Origin of the sequence: Tardiphaga robiniae (genome assembly GCF_013359755.1) — a bacterium.
GTDB lineage: Bacteria > Pseudomonadota > Alphaproteobacteria > Rhizobiales > Xanthobacteraceae > Tardiphaga > Tardiphaga robiniae.
The window spans coordinates 96805-116944 of the sequence record NZ_JABMCJ010000092.1 but is presented as its reverse complement, the minus strand read 5'-3'; the positions used below and the strand labels follow the sequence as shown (position 1 = coordinate 116944).

The window sequence follows — 20140 nt, the reverse complement described above, 5'->3', positions numbered from 1 at the left end:
CGAAACTGCGAACTTCTTATGCCATTGAGACTGCCTGATAATATCGACGATTCTTCTCGTCTTGCGCAGCCCTCACATTCGTCTCGACAACGGGCGATGGCTCGCCAATCCCGGTCGTATTGAGATTCTGCCAGGACCTCCCACATCATCTTGATAAGGGAGTCCAGGCTGTGCAAACCGTACAGGCCACTCTTGCGGCGACAATTGCGATTGTCGCTCTGGCCGTCTCCCCCACCACGCCTGTCTCGGCGGAGGGGAGTGGAAAACTTGTGCTGACGATCGCAATCGACGGAGCGATCGGACCGGCAACCGCCAGCTACGTGAAAGACGCACTCGCCAAGGCAAGCGAACGGCGTGCCGAAGCTGTTATTCTGCGTCTGAATACGCCGGGCGGTCTCGTCACCAGCATGCGCGAGACCATCGCCGACGTGCTGGCCTCGCCCGTTCCTGTCATAGGTTATGTCGCCCCGTCGGGAGCCCATGCTGCCAGCGCCGGCACCTATATCCTCTATGCAACGCATATCGCCGCAATGGCGCCGGGCACCAATCTTGGCGCAGCGACGCCAGTGCAAATCGGCAGTCCGGTGCCAGGCCTGCCGGGCATCACCCCAGACAAAGACGGCAAGGACAAGAAAGACAGCTCCCAGCAAACGGAGCCGAAGGACGCGATGATGGCGAAGGCGACGAACGACGCCGTCGCCTTTATCCGCAGCCTGGCCGAATTGCGAGGACGTAACGCCGATTGGGCAGAGAAGGCTGTCCGGGAGGCAGCCAGTCTTTCCGCCAGTGCTGCGTTGCAAGCGAATGTCATCGATCTCATTGCGCGCGACCCGGTCGAACTGCTCAGGCAAGTCGATGGTCGCGTCGTGGAGCTTCCCGGTGGGGACAGACGGCATCTGGCGACGAAGGATGCGATGATCGAGACGATCGATTCCGGATGGATCGCGCAATTTCTGTCTGTGATCACCAACCCCAACGTCGCCTTCATTCTTCTGCTGGTTGGCATCTACGGCCTGATTTTTGAATTCATGTCTCCTGGCGCCGTCGCGCCCGGCGTGGTCGGTACGATCTGTCTGCTGCTGGGCCTCTATGCCTTCAACCTGCTGCCGATCAGCTATGCCGGCCTTGGGCTGATGATGTTGGGGATCGCGCTTCTGATTATCGAGGCCTTCAACCCGACCGTGGTTCTTGGCCTCAGCGGAGCCATCGCCCTCGTCCTTGGTGGGTTGATGTTGTTCAGGATCGAAGCGCCCGGATACCGGCTGTCATGGACACTCGTCGGCATCGTGACGGCGATGTTCATCGGACTGCTGCTCATTGTGCTCGGCTCGCTTCAGCGCGCGCGCAAAGCTCCGGCACGAGTCGGCGCGCAGGCCATGCGCGGCCTGGCTGCCGAAGTTCTCGACTGGAATGACATCGAAGGTCACGTTTTCACGCAGGGTGAGCGCTGGCGAGCCCGCGGCATGGAAACATTCAAGCCCGGAGAGATGGTCGAGATCGCCAGCATCACGGATCTGACGCTGATGGTGCGTCGCCGGCCGGCACTCAGCGCCGGCGAAGGAGGTGTGCGATGATGCTCGATTACATAGCCTATTCGCTGCTCGCGATCATCGTGATCGCCTTTCTCTCCTCCGCCATTCGTGTCCTGCGGGAATACGAGCGCGGCATCGTCTTCACGCTCGGACGCTTCACCGGCGTGAAAGGTCCGGGCCTCATCATCCTGATTCCGTTCGTGCAGCAGATGGTGAAGGCCGATCTCAGGGTGATGGTGCAAGATGTGCCGCCGCAGGACGTCATTTCCCGCGATAACGTTTCCGTCAAGGTGAATGCCGTTCTCTATTTCCGCATCGTCGACCCGGAACGTGCGATCATCAAGGTCGGGAATTTCATGGCCGCGACCAGCCAGTTGGCACAGACCACGCTGCGCTCGGTGCTCGGCAAGCATGAGCTGGATGAAATGCTCGCAGAGCGCGACAAACTCAACGCCGACATTCAGGAGATCCTCGATCAGCAAACTGACGCGTGGGGGATCAAAGTCACCAACATTGAGATCAAGGATATCGACCTCAATGAGAACATGGTGCGTGCCATCGCCAAGCAGGCCGAAGCGGAACGGCTGCGGCGGGCGAAAGTGATCAATGCGATAGGCGAGCAGCAAGCCGCTGAGAAGCTTGTCGAGGCTGGCCGGATCCTCGCTCAAGAGCCGCAGGCGATGCAGCTGCGCTATTTTGCGGCGTTGCACGACATTGCAGGCGAGCGATCATCGACTGTGGTCTTTCCGTTGCCGATGGATCTGCTCAGCCATATGACACCGCGGCCGGGCGGAGTACCGTGAATCTACTTCTTGTGCTTCAGCGCCAGCTGAAGTCTGTCATGGCCCGAACGAACCATGGCTTGCGCTGGCTTGCTCATCCCCCAATTTACCATCAATGAGTATCCTCGGCGCGCTCGTCGGCAGGCACATGTGACGGGTGTCGTGCGTCGCCGCGCCGGTTTTGTGGACGCACGTACATTGTCATCGCTTCCGGGAGCTCCGCCTTGACTTTCAGAGCGGCGACAAGCGCGTCCTCGGCGTCCACGACGACATGGCCCGCCTTGCCCTTTAACTTGAATCCAACGGTAAATTGCATCTGCGCATCACCTCGTCTTCACTGCAATTGTGTCCTCGCCTACTTTCCGCCAGCGGGCGCCATCTCGGCCGTCGTTCCTGTCGACATATCATTTGACCGGCGCGTAGCACCTCGCGGACGCGTTTCCCATCCGCAATCAGTCCAGCGACTTTATGATCTCCCGGTAGGCCGTTTCGGGAAACGCTTTCAATGTATGCGTTCGAATGTTTCCCAGCATACCCAGCTGCAAGTTGAATCGCGCGGCGACGGCATCGTCCGGCGCTTCGTAAACCGCGACGATGTCATAGTCGCCCATGGTCAGAAAAAACGATTTGAACTCGCCGTCCATATCCTTGAGAGCTTTCTTCGCCAAGTCGAGACGACGCGGCGAGTCCTTGACATGCTGGACACCTTGATCAGTCCAGTTTGCAAGCATGATATATGTGGTCATGGAAGTCCTCCTTACGCACGAGACCCCCGCTCATCTTCACGCCCCAGTCTTGAAGAAAATGATCCGGCTCAACAACGTGTAGTCCGATTCAAACACCATGATCCCGACAAAAACCAACAACACCAACGGCGGGAGCAGGATGGCATAGGCCAAAGCCAGACGCTCCCACGCCATGTGCATGAAGACCGCAACAATCAAGCCCGCCTTCAACATCATGAACAGCACGATGAGAGACCACCTCAGATATCCCTGCAGGTTAAAGTAGTCGACGAGGTAAGAGCATGTACTCAGAACAAACAGCCATCCCCAGACCACAAGATAGAGCTTGATCGGGTGCTGATGTCCCTCGGCATGTGCTGCGGGAGTTGCATGAGGTGTTGCATGTAGCGTGACTTCAGCCATGTTTTTCCCTCACCAAAGATAGAAAAAGGCAAAGATAAACACCCATACCAAATCGACGAAATGCCAATACAGGCCAGTGATTTCGACGATCTCGTAGTTCCCCTTCCTGCTTGTGAAAAATCCCCGACGTCCAGTCTCGAAATCTCCGCGCCAGACCTTTCGCGCAATGATGATCAGGAAAATCACGCCAATCGTTACGTGCGTGCCGTGGAATCCTGTAATCATGAAAAAGCATGAGCCGAATTGCTCCGCCCCCCACGGATTTTCCCAGGGCCTCACCCCCTCCATGATCAGCTTGGTCCATTCGAAAGCCTGCATTCCGACAAATGTCGCACCGAACGCGGCGGTCACCAGCATCAGAATCGCCGTTTTGCGGCGATCGTGGCGGTAGCCGAAATTGACGGCCATCGCCATGGTCCCGCTGCTGCTGATCAGCACGAAGGTCATGATGGCAATCAGAATGAGCGGGATGTGTTGTCCTGCAATCGTCAGAGCGAAGACTTCACTCGGGTTTGGCCAGGGCACCGTCGTGGACATGCGCGCCGTCATGTACGACAGCAGGAAGCAACCGAAGATAAAGGTATCGCTGAGGAGAAAGATCCACATCATGGCCTTTCCCCAGGATACATTCTTGAATGCCCGTTGATCCGAGGACCAGTCGGCGACAATACCTTGCCAGCCTACGGTCGTCGTTCGGCGCTTTTCGATGTTTGTCAGCACAGTCTCTGTCATCGCATCGAAGCCTTCCCTATGTCAGCAACTGGCGACAGATGGTGACGAAGTCATCCGCCCAGCCTGTCAGCAGAGCGAGCAGGATCAACCAAACCAAAAGCAGGAAATGCCAATACATCGTGCACAGTTCCACACTCAAACGCAGGCGCGGGATTTCAACACCACGCCATGCCTTGACGATGGTTCTGCCCAGAGCGACGAGACCGCCGAGCAAGTGCAGTCCATGAATCGCGGTGATCAGATAGAAGAAGGCGTTGGCAGGATTGGCCGCCAGAAAGTAGCCCCGGGTGTTGAGCTGCTGCCACACCAGCAACTGACCTATCAGGAAAACAACGGCCGAAACGCCGCCTGCAAGCAGGCCGGTCAGCACATTTTCGCTGTCGTTGCGACGGGCGGAAACCTGCGCCCATTGCAGCGCGCCGCTGCTCACGACCAGAACACCGGTGTTGAACCACAGCAACCCGGGCACGGGCAGCGACCGCCAGTCGATCAGTTGCATGCGCATGGAGTAAGCGCTGACGAAGAGCGCAAACAACGACCCGACGACCGCGAGAAACACACCCAAACCTATTTTCGCCGCCGGCAACGACATCGAACTTCCGCCGGGAAAATCGCCGACCGCCCCCTCCTCCAGCCAGGGCTTGGCCGCAAGCCGTTGCTGCGAGAGCCACCATCCCGCAATGGCCGCTATTCCAGCCATGAACAGGACGATGGCCGTCATGGATGCGCTCCCTTCGGCGTCGAGCTGGCCGGCGGTTCATTCTGGGGGATAAAATCCCGTGCTGCGCCGGGCACGCTATAATCATAAGCCCAGCGATAGACGACCGGGAGTTCCTTGCCCCAGTTGCCATGTGCCGGCGGCGTCTGCGGCGTTTGCCACTCGAGCGTGGTCGCGTTCCACGGATTACCGCCGGCGTCCTCGCCCTTGGACAGGCTCCGGATCATGTTGAACACAAATACGAGCTGGGCAAAGCCGACGATGAGCGCAGCGATACTCATGAATGCGTTCAGGTCGTGGGCCGACGCGGGGACGAATGCCGTCCCGCCGATGTCGTGATAGCGGCGCGGCACACCCAGCAGCCCGAGATAGTGCATGGGGAAGAAGATCGCGTATGCTCCAAGGAATGTGACCCAGAAATGGAAGCGTCCCATTGTCTCGTTCAGCATCCGTCCCGTCACTTTCGGATACCAGTGATAGATCGCGCCAAACACGACCATGATCGGCGCAACACCCATGACCATGTGAAAATGGGCGACCACGAACATGGTATCGGACAACGGAACGTCCACGACGACGTTGCCAAGGAACAGGCCAGTCAGACCGCCATTGACGAACGTGATGATGAATGCGAGCGCGAACAGCATCGGAACGGTGAGGTGAATGTCGCCACGCCACAGGGTCAGGATCCAATTGTAAACCTTGATCGCCGTTGGGATCGCGATGATGAGGGTCGTTGTTGCGAAGAAAAATCCGAATTTCGGATTCATGCCACTGACATACATGTGGTGCGCCCACACCACGAAGCTCATCGCTCCGATGCCGACAATCGCCCACACCATCATGCGATAACCGAAAATATTCTTTCGCGCATGCGTGCTGATGAGGTCCGAGACAATGCCGAAAGCAGGTAAAGCAACGATATAGACTTCGGGATGGCCGAAAAACCAGAACAGGTGTTGGAACAGCAGCGGACTGCCACCGCCGTACTTCCCCAGCTGACCCATCTCCACGAGCGTTGGCATGAAGAAGCTGGTGCCAAGAAGCCGATCGAACAGCATCATCACCGAGGCAACAAACAAGGCTGGAAATGCAAGCAATGCCATTACGGTTGCTGTGAAAATGCCCCACACCGTCAAAGGCAGCCGCATCAGCGTCATTCCGCGCGTGCGACCCTGCAGCACCGTCACGACGTAATTCAAGCCGCCCATGGTGAAGCCGATAATGAACAGGATCAGCGACACCAGCATCATGATGATGCCTGCTTCCTGTCCGGGGCTTCCGGAAAGAATGGCCTGCGGCGGATACAGCGTCCAGCCAGCGCCGGTCGGCCCACCCGGTACAAAGAAGGTCGCAACCAGCACCAGCACGGCAAGCAGATAGATCCAGTAGCTCAGCATGTTCGCATAGGGGAACACCATGTCGCGAGCACCGACCATCAGCGGGATGAGATAATTCCCGAAGCCTCCGAGAAACAGCGCCGTGAGAAGGTAGATCACCATGATCATGCCATGCATGGTGATGAACTGAAGATACTGGCTCGGATCGATAAACGAAAACGTTCCGGGAAATCCGAGCTGCAGCCGCATCAGCCACGACAGCACCAGCGCGACCATACCGATGGCCATTGCTGTAATCGCATACTGGACCGCAATGATCTTGGCATCTTGCGAGAAGACATATCGCGTCCACCAACTTCGTGGGTGATAGAGATCGACCTCCCCCACTTCGGCCGGCGGAATTCCTGCGAGTACGTCAGACGGGACATCAACCATTAAAATGTCCTCCCGGATTTATCCTCTGATCGTCGCTCATCGTAAGTGTTACAACGTGCAACGCCGCCGCGCCGGCCCTGCTATTTGCCGCGGGTCTTGTAAGTCGCCTTCGTGATGGGTCGGTGGCCGGATAACGCTGCGAATGTCTGCTGCTTCTCCAGCCATGCATGATATTCGCTCTCTTCCTGGACGATGACGTTGCTCCGCATTTGCGCATGCGCGATGCCGCACAATTCCGCGCAAAGAACCTCGAATGTTCCTGTGCGCGTGGGAGTGAACCAAAAGTATGTGACCGAGCCCGGCACCATATCCATCTTCGCCCGGAACTCAGGCACGTAGAAATCGTGCAGAACGTCGATTGAACGGAGCAATACCTTGACCGGCTTCCCGATCGGGAGATGCAAATCGTCGTTCTCAACCACGACGTCGTCCTGACCATTGGGATCGTTCGGATTCAAGCCCAGTGGATTCTCGGCACTGACGTTGCGGGCATCGACCGTCCCGAGCCGGCCGTCCTTTCCGGGCAGCCGGTAGCTCCAGCGCCATTGCTGGCCCATGACCTCGATCTCTGTTGCATCGGACGGCACCGTCACAAACTGATGCCAGACAACCAAACCGGGCGCTAACATCGCTCCGACACCGATCGCAGTCCCTATGGTGAGCCACCATTCCAGCCTTTTGTTTTCGGGCTCATAGGCCGCTTGTCTTCCTTCTTTGTGATGAAAACGGAAGATGCAATAGGCGATGAATGCGACGATCGCGAAGAAGACCGCCCCGGTGATCCAGAACGTCATGGTGATCGTGTCGTCGATGTAACTCCAGTTCGATGCGATCGGTGTCCACCACCATGGGCTTAGGAGGTGAAACAGCACCGAAGCGACTGCGACCAACAGCAGTATGAATGCTACAGCCATCCCTTGTTCATCCTTGCCTCTAGAGGCTGCGGACAAGACTTAGAAAAGGGCGCAGTTCACGTCTGCATCGATGGCTGATTTCGAGCTCGCCATCACAATGCTGGCCGCCTTGCCCTCTAACCGGTCGCAACATCAAATTCGAAAAGTTGCGATCGCTGGTGTCGTCGAACTACGGGCACTTGCCACTACAGGATGTTCCCCGGCAGGCTTGATTGTCAATAGACCGGCTTATTCCTCACGACGATGATAGCACCACGATCGAACCGTTGAGCAATGGCACGCGCAACGGATTCCCATATCGCATTGCAATACACGACACCGTGCGTCCGCATGACAGACAAAGTGATGCGTCAATTGACATCAGCCACGCGGTGAAACGTAAACCTTACAAAGGAAGAATTCACCGAACAGTGCGTGCTATTCTTTCCGGATTGCGCTAAATTTGCTGCACAGGTTGCGACAGGTTTTGCTCGGCAAAGCTCTCTTCGTTGAACGAAGCCGTCTTCCAGAACCAGTCGCGATTTCTGCGCACGAAGGCGAATGCTCGTCATTTGAAAATGACCCGATCTCGCCGGTGCGAACGCATGGGAGATCGTGACCATGGCTACTCCGTATTCTGACAAGATCTCGCAGACAGTACCAAGCGCTTCCGATAGCGTTGCCGCGCCCGTCATTCGCAAGATCGGGTTGTCCGATCTGCATGATGCGTTGCGGCTGGGCTGGGAGGACTTCAAGGCGGTTCCGAGTCACGCCATTATTCTGTGCGTCATCTATCCTGTTCTCGGGCTTGTGCTGGCCAGAATGACCTTGGGCTATTCGGTGTTACCACTGCTTTTCCCGCTAGCCGCGGGCTTTGCGTTGATCGGTCCTTTTGCAGCCCTCGGTCTCTATGAACTCAGCCGCCGCCGCGAACGCGGCGAAGAGGCGTCGGCGTGGCATGCACTCGGCGTGCTGCGCTCGCCGTCCTTTGGAGCCATGCTTGGCCTCGGCACGCTCCTGCTCATTCTGTTCGTGGTCTGGGTGACCACTGCGAATGCGATTTACGTTTCCAAGTTCGGCAATGCCCCTGCGGCCAGCATTCCTGATTTCGCATCACGCATCTTCACAACCACAGAGGGGCACCAACTGATCGTCCAGGGCTGCGGCGTCGGACTATTGTTCGCTATCATGGCCCTGTGCGTTAGCGTCGTGGCGTTTCCGCTGATGCTCGACCGACATGCGAGCGTGACAGACGCAGTTCAGACCTCGCTGCGGGTCGTGATGAAAAATCCTGTGACGATGGCCGCATGGGGCCTGATTGTTGCCGCGCTGCTGGTGGTGGGTTCGCTGCCGTTATTCGTCGGTCTCGCCGTTGTTCTGCCGCTACTCGGTCATGCCACCTGGCATCTTTATCGCAAGGTGCTGGAACCAGACCCGAATCCTCGGCAGGACCCTCCCCGTCCACCGAAAGGGCGGCGCTATGCGGCCGATTTTCCGGTCTCTCTCTTCCCGTGGGGCCGTGATAAGCCGTAGGTCGAAACAAACCACCGGGACGCACGTGTCGGCTCCACTATCGGTCGAGCAGCCCCACGCGGACGAAATCCAGCCCGGGTAAGGGGCGATCCCGGATATCCGCCGGAAGCGGACTCCGCTCCCGGCAGGGTGTCCGCCCACGATCTATTAAGAGAACCCAAACAGCTTTGCCGGATTTGTGACTAGTATCTTTTCCAGCAAGGCATCGTCCGGCGCGTAGCGATAGAGCAATCCAAGCAGGTCGGCGTCGTTCGGCGGCTGGACGACCGATACCGGGTGCGGCCAGTCGCTTGCCCAGACGCAGCGATCGGGCGCGGCTTCGAGATAGGCTTGCGCGATAGGAACGACGTCGTCCCACGGCGGACCTTTCCTGGACGTCTTTTCGCCGAGCGAGAGCATCACCCAGAAATTGCCCTTCGACAGCAGATCGAGAACCGCACGTAAATTCGGATCGTTCTTGCCGAGTGTTGGATCCGGGCGGCCCATGTGATCGATGAGGACCGGCACCTTGAGGGACGCGATCTTGTCGAGGTTGGCGACGATGCCGTCCTTCTCCGGCTGGAATTTAGCGTACCAGCCGAGTTCGGAAATACGTGCGATGGCGCGCTCGTAGTCGCTGTCCGAAAGCACGGCGCCGAGCTCCTTGCGGAAGCTGAACCGCGCCCCGCCGACGCCGGCGTCATTCAGCTTGGCGAGATATGCATCGTCGCGTTCGGCGAAAACCAGCGCATTCGCGCAGGCCTTGTAGTTCGGCCCCATCGCCGCCAGCCCGTCCAGAACCACCGAATGATCGGCACCATATGTCGTCGTCTGCACGATGATGCCGCGCTCGATACCAAGCGCCTTGTGTACCCGAAGCGCAGCCTCCCAGGTCGCCGTCGGCATCTGATAGGCAGCGCCGGACCGGACGGGATAGCGCTCCACGGGACCAAGCACATGGAACTGACTGTCGATGCTCTTCGGCGGCGGCTTGCGGGATGGCGTGCGCGGGTTTGGATCAAATGGAAGATAGTCGGGCATCTGTCTGCTCCTTTAATCGATCACCGCAGTGAAATCGCATTGCACCAGGGCGCCGCCCTCCATCTCCATGGAGAGCGCATGACGGGCCGGGCGCGAATGTTCGTCCGGAAACATCTTGAGCCACTCGACATTGACCGGCCCACGATTGCTGCGATCCTTGAGCCAGACCGTCATCTTGATGATGTCGTCGGTGCTGCCGCCCCCGGCTTCCACGATCGCCTTCATATGCACGAACATGTTGGCGCACTGGCTTTCGAGATCGGGCGGCATCTCGCTTGTCTTGGGATCGCGGCCGAGGATGACGCCGGACATCAGCAGATTGTTGATGCGGCAGGCATTGGGAATCGGATTTGCGTGCTTAAACTCGCCGATATGAACGCTGCGGCGGCGCCTGGAAGATGTCATGGCTGCAGTCTCCGGATAACGGTCAAACGAATTGGCACGACACCGAGCCATACGGCCCGTAATCGGCATGTATCGTATCGCCGCGGCTGACCTCGATCGGACGCGTGAAGGATCCGGCGAGCACCACCTCGCCTGCAGCGAGATATTCGTCGTGCGGCGCGAGGCGATTGGCGAGCCACGCGATGCCGTTTGCCGGATGGTTCAGCACGCCGGCGGCGACGCCGGTCTCCTCGATCTGGCCATTCCGGAACAGCAGCGCGCTGACCCAGCGCAGATCGACATCCAGCGGACGGAATGGACGACCGCCGACCACAAGCGCGGCATTCGCTGCGTTGTCGGAGATCGTGTCCACCACCGTGCGGGGCTTCTTGCTTTGCGGATGCACGCGGTGCATGCGCGTTTCCAGGATTTCGAGCGCCGGCGTGACGTAGGCTGTCGCGTTCAGCACGTCGAAGATCGTACAATCCGGCCCGCGCAGATCGGTCTTGAGCACGAAGGCCAATTCGACCTCCACGCGCGGCGCGAAGAACCGCTCATAAGGGATGGTGCCGGCATCCTGATAGAACATGTCGGCGAACAGCACGCCATAATCCGGCTCGGAGATGCTGACCGCATTCTGCATCGCCTTCGAGGTCAGGCCGATCTTGTGGCCTTTGATCACCCGCCCGCGTTCGAGCTGCAGCGCTGTCCAGGTCCGCTGGATCGCATAGGCATCCTCGATGGTGAGATCGGGATAGTCAGCGGTGAACATGGTGATGAGCGTCTTGGTCCGCTCCGCCTCGTCGAGGCGACGCGCCAGCGTATCGATGACCGTCTGATCAAGCACCGTTATTTCTCCTCTGCGACGACGTTGCGAAGAATGCCGATCTGCCTGGACTCGACCTCGACGACATCGCCTGGCTTGAGCCAACGCGGCGGCGTGAAGCGGGCGCCGGCGCCGGTCGGCGTTCCGGTCGCGATCATGTCGCCGGGCTTCAAGGTGGCAAAAGTCGACAGATAGGAAATCAGATAGTCGAAGGTGAACATCAGCCGTTCTGTCGAGTCGTTCTGACGCTCCTCCCCGTTCACTCGCGTGACGATATCGTGCGTCCCTTGCGGATCGCATTCGTCCGCCGTGACGATCCACGGCCCGACGCTGCCGGACCGATCGAAATTCTTGCCCTGGGTGACGTTGAACTTGCCGTGGTGCAGCCAATCCCGCACCGAGCCTTCGTTGCAGAGAGTCATGCCGAAGATGTGCGACCACGCATTCTCTCGCGTAATGTGACGACCTTCCTTGCCGATGACGATCACGAGCTCGCCTTCGTAGTCGAGCTGCTCGGAGATCTTCGGCTTTTCGATCGGCTGATCGGAGCCGACCACCGACGACGGGTTGCGGACGAACAGGCTCGGATATTTCGGCAAATCCGAGCTGTCTTTGTATTCAGCATTGCGGTCCTTATAGTTGACCCCGATGCACCAGAGCTTCTCCGGCGCCGGGATCGGCGGCAGCAAGACCAGATCCGACAGTCGATGATCGGGCTTGTGGCCGGCGCTCACCCGTTTCGCCTTTGCCAGCCCGTTGCCGGCGATCAAGCTGCGCAGATCGGGAAACTCCGATCCAAGCAATGCACTGAGATCGATAACGCCGTCATCGGCCACCACGCCGTAGCGGCTGTTTCCGCCGGTCGAATAGCTGCATAGTTTCATGAAGGCTCCTGAATAATTCACTGGATCGATTGCCGCCGGATCGCGGTGCCGGACCGGCTGCTCGAGCTGCGCCCGCGGCGTTCTTCCAATTACTTCGATGTCTGGAATACGGACTTCAACGTGAAGATCTCGCCTAGCCGCGCGTAACGCGGGCCGGCAATGCGGGCGATCGGATCGAGGCTCTCGGTTTCAATCTTGCCGTTGGCGAGCAGATCATCCTTGATGTGAAATGCGACCACTTCGCCGACGATCAACCGGCTGCGGGTATCGCCGAATTCGAGGCATTGCCGAAATCGGCATTCCATCGCAATAGGCGCCGCCGTCAGCCGCGGCACCCCGATATGGTCGCTGGGAGTCGTCTCGAGACCGAGGACTTCAACCTCGCTCACCTCCGGCGGATGTTCGGCGGAGCTTTCGTGAACCGCAGACATCAACGGCGAATCCGCGATGTGAATGACGTATTCTTCGCGATCCAGGATGTTGCGCGCCGTGTCTTTGTAGACGCCTGATTTGCGGCCGACGCTGATTGCCAGCATCGGCGGCTTGGGCGAGACGAAGGTGAAAGCACTGAACGGCGCAAGGTTGACGGTACCTGCCTGCGACAGGCTGGTCACCCATGCGATCGGTCGCGGGACGACGATGCCGGTGAGCAGACGATAAGCCTTTTCGGCACCAAGTTCAGCGGGATCGATCTTCATTCGTCAATCCGCCTTTACGTTGGCCTTGCGCACGACCGGAATCCACTTGGCGTCCTCGCGATCGAGATAGGCTCTGAACTCACCTGGCGTCATCGGGAGCGCTTCGGCGCCAAGCTTTTCGAACTTGTCGATCACGCCTGGCTCTTTGAGTATCTCAACCAGCACTTTGTTCAATTTATCGGCGATGGGAGCGGGGGTGCCCGCCGGGGCAAACAGCCCCGTGAAGGTCTGGCCGTCGAAATCCGGATAGCCGAGCTCAGCGAAAGTGGGCACGTCCGGAAGCGTCTTCAGTCGATGTGGGCTCGTGACCGCCAAGGCGCGCACCATTCCACTCTTGATATATTGAAGGCTGACCGACAGTTGATCGAATGCGAACTGAACCTGTCCGCCGAGAAGGTCATTGGTCGCGGGCGCGTTGCCGCGATAATGCGCCGTCACCCAACGAATCTCGAGCTTGGACTGCATGAGTTCGCTAAGCAGGTGATTGGTGGTGCCCGGCCCCGGAGAGGCCATCGTCAGCTTGCCCGGATCGCGCTTCGCGAGTTCGAGCAATTCGGCGAACGACGTAGCCTTCACGGAAGGATGAACCTCGAGCACCAGCGGCGTCATCGAGATGCTCGAGATCGGCAGGAAGTCGCGCTTCCAGTTGTAGGCGTCGCGCTTGTTGATTTCGGGAGCGAAGAGAACCGGACCGTTGGCGCCGACCATGAGCGTGTAGCCATCATTCGGCGCTTTCGCCAGCGCTTCCCCGGCGATCATGCCGCCAGCGCCCGACTTGTTTTCGATCACGAAGGGCTGGCCCAATTTCTCTTGCAGCCGATCCGCGACGATGCGCGCCGCGCTATCGACATTGCCGCCGGCCGGATAGGGCACGATCAGTTTGACAATGCGCGTGGGCCATTCCTGAGCCGTCGCCGCGCCATTAACCAGCGTCGCAACAATGGCTGCAGCGATCCATAGCGACCTCATCATTTCCTCCCGCCAGATGCGGCTTTCACGCCGCTAACCGTATGTTCGACGCCGATTGGGACCAGCGCTCTTACGGCGGACCATTGGTTCACCCGCTTTACTTGTCGATGCCAATGTGCGGTTATTGTCCACATTATGGACAATGGATTGCCGACAACACTCGACCCGGAGCCGCGACAAGGCGCACAGGCGATCCGGCGCGCGCTCTTCCTCCTGCGCGTGCTTGCAGCGGGCGGTGAGAGCGGATTGCCGCTGAAAGAAGTCGTCCAAGCGACGCGTCTATCGCGCCCTACCGTACACCGGATCCTCCATGTCCTGATGGAGGAAGGCCTCGTCGAGCGCCACGAGCGCTCGGGTCGCTACGCCATCGGCACGCAGGTCCCTGAATTGGCACTCGCTCGCCCATCGCGCTCGCCATTGCTCGCAGCGGCGGACGACATTTTGCGCGAAACGTCGCAACGGGTCGGCGATACACTGTTTCTAACGGTGCGCACCGGCAACGACACTTTATGCGTGGATAGGAGAATTGGCTCATATCCGATCCAGGTACTCTCGATCGCCGTCGGTGCGCGGCGGCCGCTCGGCGTCAGCAGCGCAGGGGTCGCCATCCTGGCCGCGTTACCGGCTCAAGAATCACGCCGGATCGCTGCGACGAATGAACCTCGATTCGCGGGATATCGGACCGACCGGCAGACCGTGTTGTCAGAAATCACCGACGCCCGGCGCAGGGGCTATGGCGTGCGCGAAGTCGGGTTGGTCCAGGGCACGAAATCGATTTCGACCTGGATCAAGACAGCCGACGGCGACCCGGCGGCGGCCCTCACCATATCGGCCGTCCGAACACGGCTCGGCCCGCGACGCGAGCAGGAAGTTGTCGAAACGCTTCTGAAGGCAGCTTACGAGGTCGAGCAGAAAATCCGGTAAGGGACGCGGGCCCAATCCAAGGCAAAGGTCCGCTTGCGATCAGCAGCGATTGAGCAGCCAATCGACGGCTAGCTGTTCTAATCTGAACGGAAAAGTCTGACGCGCCATTCGGAATACAGCCACGAACTTATACATGATTGAAATTGCTTGTGATTTCATAAGACGCCCCATGGCGTGAGGCTCGTCAGCATCGATTCCGGCCTCAAGACACACCTCACAACTCCGCGCGCCACGGCGGCTCCGGGGTGCTAACATAGTCAAGACCGCACGACCGAAGATTTCACCTGTGCGATTGAAACGCGGTCGGGAAACGATGGCGCACGAAGAGATGCACTCCAAAAACAACGGCCGACCGTAATTGCGGTGAGTTGGCTGGGACGTGGAGGACGCTATGGCGTGGCGTGACGACAAGGCCCGGGCAACTCTGATCCGCGACGCGGCGGGAAGCGTGCAGCCGGGCAAGGCTCCCCGAACCTTTGCCGAGCTTATGTTCGGCTACACCAATGCCGAGGACCTCGCCAGTTACGATGCCTCCTCGCTTGCCTTCCTGGCGGAGCAAGCCTGGGAGCATGTACAGCGACGCACGGCGGGTCGTGCCGATATCCGCGTCGTCAATCCGATGATGCCGGACGGACGCGAAATGTCCGTGCTCGAAATTCTCAACGACGATATGCCTTTCCTGTTCGATTCCATCATGGCGGAGCTCGCCGAGCAGAGCATCGAAGTCACCCTCGTCGCTCACCCCATCATCGCGGTGGAGCGCGATGACCAAGGCAAGCTCCTGCACTTCCACGGTGAAGCACTGCCTGAAGGGGCAAAGGGCGCGCGCGAGAGCCTGATTCACCTCCACATCACCCGCCTCGACGCCGACGCTGACCGCGAGAGGCTGATTGACGGCCTCACCAGGACGTTAAGCGACGTGCGCGCCAGCGTCGCGGACTGGCGCGTCATGCGCGACCGCGTCGAGAACGCGATCAAGACTTTCTCTTCCAATCCACCGCCGCTGCCGATCGACGAGGTCGCCGAGGCCAACCAGTTCCTGCAATGGCTGTGCGCGGACAATTTCACCTTTCTCGGCGTGCGCGAATATCGCTTCTCGCCCGACAGCGATGCGTCGGACGACATCACGACCGCTGAGGGCCTCGGCATCCTCCGCGACCCCGATGTAAAGGTCCTGCGCCGGGGCAACGAAATGGTGGTGATGACGTCGGAAATTCGCGAGTTCATGCGCGAGCCGACCCTACTCATCGTCATCAAGGCCAATGTGAGTAGTCGCGTTCATCGCCGCATCCGGATGGATTATATCGGCATCAAGCTCTATGCGCCCGACGGCCGGCTCGAGGGTGAACTACGAGTCGTCGGCCTGTTCACCTCAGGCGCCTATACGCGCTCGGCACGACAGATCCCCTATGTTCGCCACAAGGTATCGCGGGTGCTCCAGCGCGCCGGCTTCGATCCGAACAGCCATTCGGGCAAGGCGCTGATGCATATCCTCGAGGAATATCCGCGAGACGAACTATTCCAGGTCGACGTCGACACCCTCTTCAATTTCGTCATGGAGATCCTGATCCTCTATGAGCGCCCCCGCGTCCGGGCCCTCGCTCGGGTCGACAAGTTCGATCGCTTCGTCTCCATCCTCGTCTTCATTCCGCGCGACAAATACGACACTGATGTGCGCATGCGCGTCGGCGCCTTCCTGTCGCAGATCTACAAAGGGATGCAGGCGGCCTCCTACGTGTCTTTCCCCGAAGGAGCATTGACGCGCGTTCACTACATCATCGGACGCTATGAAGGTAAGACTCCTGCCGTCGAGCGCGCCACGCTGGAAGCCGGGATCAGCGCCATTGCCGCGACCTGGGCCGACAAGCTGAAGGCCGCGCTGACTGCTTCTACCGATGGCATGCGGGCGCGCATGCTCGCCAATCGCTATGCCCAGGCCTTTACCGGCGGCTATACCGAGGTTTCCACGGCGGAACAGGCGATAGCCGATATCGCCACCATCGAAAGGCTCACGCCAACCCGCCCGGTGACGATTTCGGTTCATCGCTTCGAGGGCGAGGACGATCCCAGACGCTTCGGCCTGAAGGTGTTCTCGGATGCCGCGCCGCTGTCGCTGTCCTATCGCGTGCCGGTGATCGAAAATCACGGCCTGCGCGTGGTCGATGAACGTACCTATCAGATCGTGCCCGGTGCCAGGCCTGAGCCGGTGTGGCTGCACGACATGACGATCGAGACCAGCGACGGCCAGCCGATCGAGATCAACCGGGAATTCAGCCATCGGCTCGAAGCCTCGATCATGGCGGTGGTCGGTGATCGAGCCGAATCCGACGGATATAACGGGCTGATCCTGCGTACGGCCCTGGGCTGGCGCGAAGTCTCGACCATCCGGGCGCTGTCCCGCTATTTGCACCAGATCCGCGCGCCGTTCAGCCAGGATTATATGTGGGAGACTCTGCGCAAGAATGCAGCGATCACCGCCAACCTCGTCGCGCTGTTCCAGGCCCGCCTCGATCCACGGCTCACCCTTACTGATTCCGAGCGCTCGGCCCGGCAGACCGCGCTCCTTGCCGATATCGAGGAGCAGCTCAAATCCGTCGCATCGCTCGACGAAGACCGCATCCTTCGCCGTTTCACCAATCTGGTGCAGTCCACCATCCGCACCAATTTGTGGCAGGTCGGCGAGGACGGACATCCGCGTCCGGTGATCTCCTTCAAGTTCGACGCGCGCGGAATCGAGGACCTGCCCGCTCCACGACCGCTCTACGAGATTTTCGTCTATTCCCCCCGCGTCGAAGGCATTCACCTGCGCTTCGGCAAGGTTGCGCGCGGCGGACTACGGTGGTCCGATCGGCCGCAGGATTTCCGCACCGAGATTCTCGGCCTGGTCAAAGCCCAGCAGGTCAAGAACGCCGTGATCGTGCCGGTCGGCGCCAAAGGCGGCTTCGTGCCCAAGCGCCTGCCGCCTCTCTCCAGCCGCGATGCGTGGCTCGCGGAAGGCACCGAAGCCTATCGCATCTTCGTTCGCTCACTGCTCGAACTCACCGACAATCTCGACGGCGACGACCTCCTCCCGCCCGACTCGACCTTGCGGCATGATGGCGACGATCCTTATCTGGTCGTCGCCGCCGACAAGGGCACCGCCACCTTCTCCGACATCGCCAACGCGATTTCGGCCGAGAAGAACCATTGGCTCGGCGATGCCTTCGCCTCCGGCGGCAGCCAGGGCTACGACCACAAGAAGATGGGGATTACGGCGCGAGGCGCCTGGGAGGCGGTCAAACGCCACTTCCGCGAGCTCGGCACCGACATTCAGACCATGCCTTTCACCGTGGTCGGCGTGGGCGATATGTCCGGCGACGTCTTCGGCAATGGCATGCTGCTCTCGCCCGCGACGAAATTGGTTGCGGCGTTCGATCACCGCGACATCTTCATCGATCCCTCTCCCGATCCGGCGATCAGCTACGCCGAACGCAAGCGCATGTTCGACATGCCGCGATCGAGCTGGCAGGACTACAACAAATCGCTGATCTCCCAAGGCGGCGGCGTGTTCTCGCGCTCCCTCAAGGCGATTCCGCTCGCACCGGAAGTGCGCATCCTGCTCGATCTCGACAAGCCGCAGGCGACGCCCTTCGAGGTGATGACGGCGATCCTGAAGACGCGCGCAGACCTACTGTGGTTTGGCGGCATCGGCACCTATATCCGGGCGTCGGTGGAGAGCGACGATCAGGCCGGCGACCGCGCCAATGATCCGATCCGCATCACCGGGACCGACGTTCGCGCCAGGGTGATCGGCGAAGGCGCCAATCTCGGCGTCACTCAGCGCGGCCGCATCGAAGCGGCGCAGACGGGCGTCAAGCTCAACACCGACGCGATCGACAATTCGGCCGGTGTGAATACGTCCGACGTCGAGGTCAATATCAAGATCGCATTGGCCCGCCCCGAGCGCGAGGGACGCCTCAGCCCGGCTGACCGTAACACCCTGCTTGCCGCGATGACCGACGATGTCGGTGCGCTGGTCCTGCGCAACAACTATCTGCAGACGCTCGCGCTCTCGCTCGCTGAACGCAAGGGCGTGGCCGAAACCGGCTTCCTCACTCGCCTCATGCAGTCGCTCGAGCAGCGCCGCCTGCTCAGCCGCGCAGTCGAATTCCTGCCCGACGACGCCGCGATCACCGAGCGCACACGACGCGGGCAGTCCCTGACGCGGCCTGAACTTGCCGTGTTGCTCGCCTACGCCAAACTGACGCTCTACGACGACCTGCTCGGCACCAGCGTGCCGGACGATCCTTATCTCGCCCGCGAGCTCTCCAGGTATTTTCCGGGCCAGGTTCAGGACAGGTTCCCGACAGCGGTAGAGTTCCATCGCCTCCGACGCGAAATCATCGCGACCAGCCTCGTCAATACGGTCATCAACCGCGGCGGCCCGGCGTGTATCGTGCGCCTGATCGACGAAACCGATGCCGATATCCCCACCATCGTCATGGCCTATGTGGCGGTGGATGAATCCTACGGGCTCAAGTGGCTAAATGATGCGATCGATACGCTCGACGCCTGCATCGAAGGGCAGTTGCAATTGTCCCTCTATGAGGCGGTCCAGGACCTTCTGCTTTCCCGCATGGTCTGGTACGTGCGCAATATTGATTTCAAGGATGGCCTCGAGGCGGTGATCGCACGTTTCGGCCCGGGTATCCGCGAGATCAGCGCCTCTCTCGACAACACCCTGCCACCGGACTTGCAGGCCGCGCGTGGCAAGCGCCGGCAGGAGCTGACCGATGCCGGCGTCCCGTATGGCCTCGCCGGCGAACTGGCCGATCTCGACACCTTGGTCTCGGCGCCGGACATCGTGACGGTCGCCGAGCGCACCGGCCGCAGCATCGGCGATGCCGCCGCGACGTTCTTTGCCGCCGAGGCCAATTTCCGTCTCGATCGCATCATCGTCGCCGCGCGCAGCGTGCCGGCCAGCGATCGTTTCGAACGCCTCGCCATCGACCGCGCCGTCGACCTGATCGCGGCTGCCGAAAGAGGCCTCGCTGCGGATATGTTGGCAACCGGCCAATCCGGCCAACAGGCTGCGGAGACCTGGCTTGCAGCTCATCCCGAGGCGACGCGCATCCGCCGCGCAGTCGAGGAGATTGCTGCTGGCGGCCTGACGCTCGCCAAACTGATGGTGGCGGCAAACCTGCTGGGGGACTTGGTCAAAGGCTGAGGCGTGCGTAGCAGCGATGTGAAACTCTAAAGAGCAATGCTAGCGCAGGTTGTTAGCCAGCGAACGGAGCCCCCCAATGATCCACGCTACTTGCCATACCGCTGATAATGTCCGCT

Annotated in this window: 18 protein-coding genes; 5 read left to right on the top strand and 13 right to left on the bottom strand. The window is 60.0% G+C overall.

From position 1 onward, the window contains the following. Positions 1-170 precede the first annotated feature (170 nt). Both HP556_RS22500 and HP556_RS22495 read left to right on the top strand, forming a co-directional pair. Entirely contained in the window at positions 171-1574 is a 1404-nt protein-coding gene (locus HP556_RS22500) for an NfeD family protein (RefSeq protein ID WP_175368601.1), read from the top strand. After that, on the top strand, positions 1571-2335 hold the full coding sequence (locus HP556_RS22495) for a slipin family protein (RefSeq protein WP_175368600.1): 765 nt from the start codon (positions 1571-1573) through the stop codon (positions 2333-2335). Before HP556_RS22500 ends, HP556_RS22495 begins: the two co-directional genes overlap by 4 nt. A gap of 91 nt (positions 2336-2426) precedes the next feature. Here HP556_RS22495 and HP556_RS22490 read toward each other — a convergent pair whose 3' ends face one another. The 7 genes from HP556_RS22490 to coxB all read right to left on the bottom strand — a co-directional run bounded on the left by HP556_RS22490 (position 2427) and on the right by coxB (position 7601). Continuing rightward, on the bottom strand, positions 2427-2630 hold the full coding sequence (locus tag HP556_RS22490; protein ID WP_175368599.1) for a hypothetical protein: 204 nt from the start codon (positions 2628-2630) through the stop codon (positions 2427-2429). Between the two features lie 136 nt (positions 2631-2766). Then, entirely contained in the window at positions 2767-3060 is a 294-nt protein-coding gene (locus HP556_RS22485; protein WP_089262762.1) for a GYD domain-containing protein, read from the bottom strand. A 36-nt stretch (positions 3061-3096) separates the two neighbouring features. Further along, positions 3097-3462 (bottom strand): cytochrome C oxidase subunit IV family protein, encoded by a 366-nt coding sequence (locus HP556_RS22480; protein WP_175368598.1) that lies wholly within the window; start codon positions 3460-3462, stop codon positions 3097-3099. A 9-nt stretch (positions 3463-3471) separates the two neighbouring features. After that, a complete protein-coding gene (locus tag HP556_RS22475) occupies positions 3472-4194 on the bottom strand; it encodes a heme-copper oxidase subunit III family protein (RefSeq protein ID WP_175368597.1) in 723 nt (240 codons plus the stop codon). A 16-nt stretch (positions 4195-4210) separates the two neighbouring features. Beyond that, complete coding sequence (locus HP556_RS22470; RefSeq protein ID WP_175368596.1) at positions 4211-4915, bottom strand: cytochrome c oxidase subunit 3; 705 nt, start codon at positions 4913-4915, stop codon at positions 4211-4213. After that, positions 4912-6687 carry a cbb3-type cytochrome c oxidase subunit I gene (locus tag HP556_RS22465; RefSeq protein WP_175368595.1) on the bottom strand — a complete coding sequence of 592 codons (1776 nt, stop codon included), beginning with the start codon at positions 6685-6687 and terminating at the stop codon, positions 4912-4914. Before HP556_RS22465 ends, HP556_RS22470 begins: the two co-directional genes overlap by 4 nt. 80 nt (positions 6688-6767) lie before the next feature. After that, positions 6768-7601 carry a cytochrome c oxidase subunit II gene (gene coxB, locus HP556_RS22460; protein ID WP_089262772.1) on the bottom strand — a complete coding sequence of 278 codons (834 nt, stop codon included), beginning with the start codon at positions 7599-7601 and terminating at the stop codon, positions 6768-6770. A 600-nt stretch (positions 7602-8201) separates the two neighbouring features. Between coxB and HP556_RS22455 the strand changes: the two genes are divergently transcribed. Then, positions 8202-9113: a DUF2189 domain-containing protein gene (locus HP556_RS22455; RefSeq protein WP_175368594.1), complete on the top strand. Its 912-nt coding sequence runs from the start codon at positions 8202-8204 to the stop codon at positions 9111-9113. Between the two features lie 147 nt (positions 9114-9260). On the opposite strand, the gene HP556_RS22450 is transcribed toward HP556_RS22455, so the two are convergent. From HP556_RS22450 to HP556_RS22425, 6 genes are all read right to left on the bottom strand, one after another. After that, positions 9261-10133, bottom strand: a complete 873-nt coding sequence (locus HP556_RS22450; RefSeq protein ID WP_175368593.1) for an amidohydrolase family protein — start codon at positions 10131-10133, stop codon at positions 9261-9263. A gap of 12 nt (positions 10134-10145) precedes the next feature. Further along, positions 10146-10538, bottom strand: coding sequence for a RidA family protein (locus HP556_RS22445; protein ID WP_175368592.1), 393 nt, complete (start codon positions 10536-10538; stop codon positions 10146-10148). Positions 10539-10560: 22 nt separating this feature from the next. Continuing rightward, positions 10561-11370 (bottom strand): 2-oxo-hept-4-ene-1,7-dioate hydratase, encoded by an 810-nt coding sequence (gene hpaH, locus HP556_RS22440; RefSeq protein ID WP_420878692.1) that lies wholly within the window; start codon positions 11368-11370, stop codon positions 10561-10563. Then, entirely contained in the window at positions 11367-12227 is an 861-nt protein-coding gene (locus HP556_RS22435) for a fumarylacetoacetate hydrolase family protein (RefSeq protein ID WP_175368590.1), read from the bottom strand. Before HP556_RS22435 ends, hpaH begins: the two co-directional genes overlap by 4 nt. Before the next feature lie 89 nt (positions 12228-12316). Continuing rightward, complete coding sequence (locus HP556_RS22430; RefSeq protein WP_068732840.1) at positions 12317-12925, bottom strand: flavin reductase family protein; 609 nt, start codon at positions 12923-12925, stop codon at positions 12317-12319. Between the two features lie 3 nt (positions 12926-12928). Next, positions 12929-13894, bottom strand: a complete 966-nt coding sequence (locus HP556_RS22425) for a Bug family tripartite tricarboxylate transporter substrate binding protein (protein WP_175368589.1) — start codon at positions 13892-13894, stop codon at positions 12929-12931. A 135-nt stretch (positions 13895-14029) separates the two neighbouring features. On the opposite strand from HP556_RS22425, the gene HP556_RS22420 reads away from it, so the two are divergent. Together HP556_RS22420 and HP556_RS22415 are read left to right on the top strand one after the other, a co-directional pair. Then, the gene (locus HP556_RS22420) at positions 14030-14818 is read left to right on the top strand and encodes an IclR family transcriptional regulator (protein ID WP_175368588.1); all 789 of its coding nucleotides are present in this window, start codon (positions 14030-14032) and stop codon (positions 14816-14818) included. Between the two features lie 379 nt (positions 14819-15197). Continuing rightward, entirely contained in the window at positions 15198-20024 is a 4827-nt protein-coding gene (locus HP556_RS22415; RefSeq protein WP_175368587.1) for an NAD-glutamate dehydrogenase domain-containing protein, read from the top strand. Positions 20025-20140 lie beyond the last annotated feature (116 nt).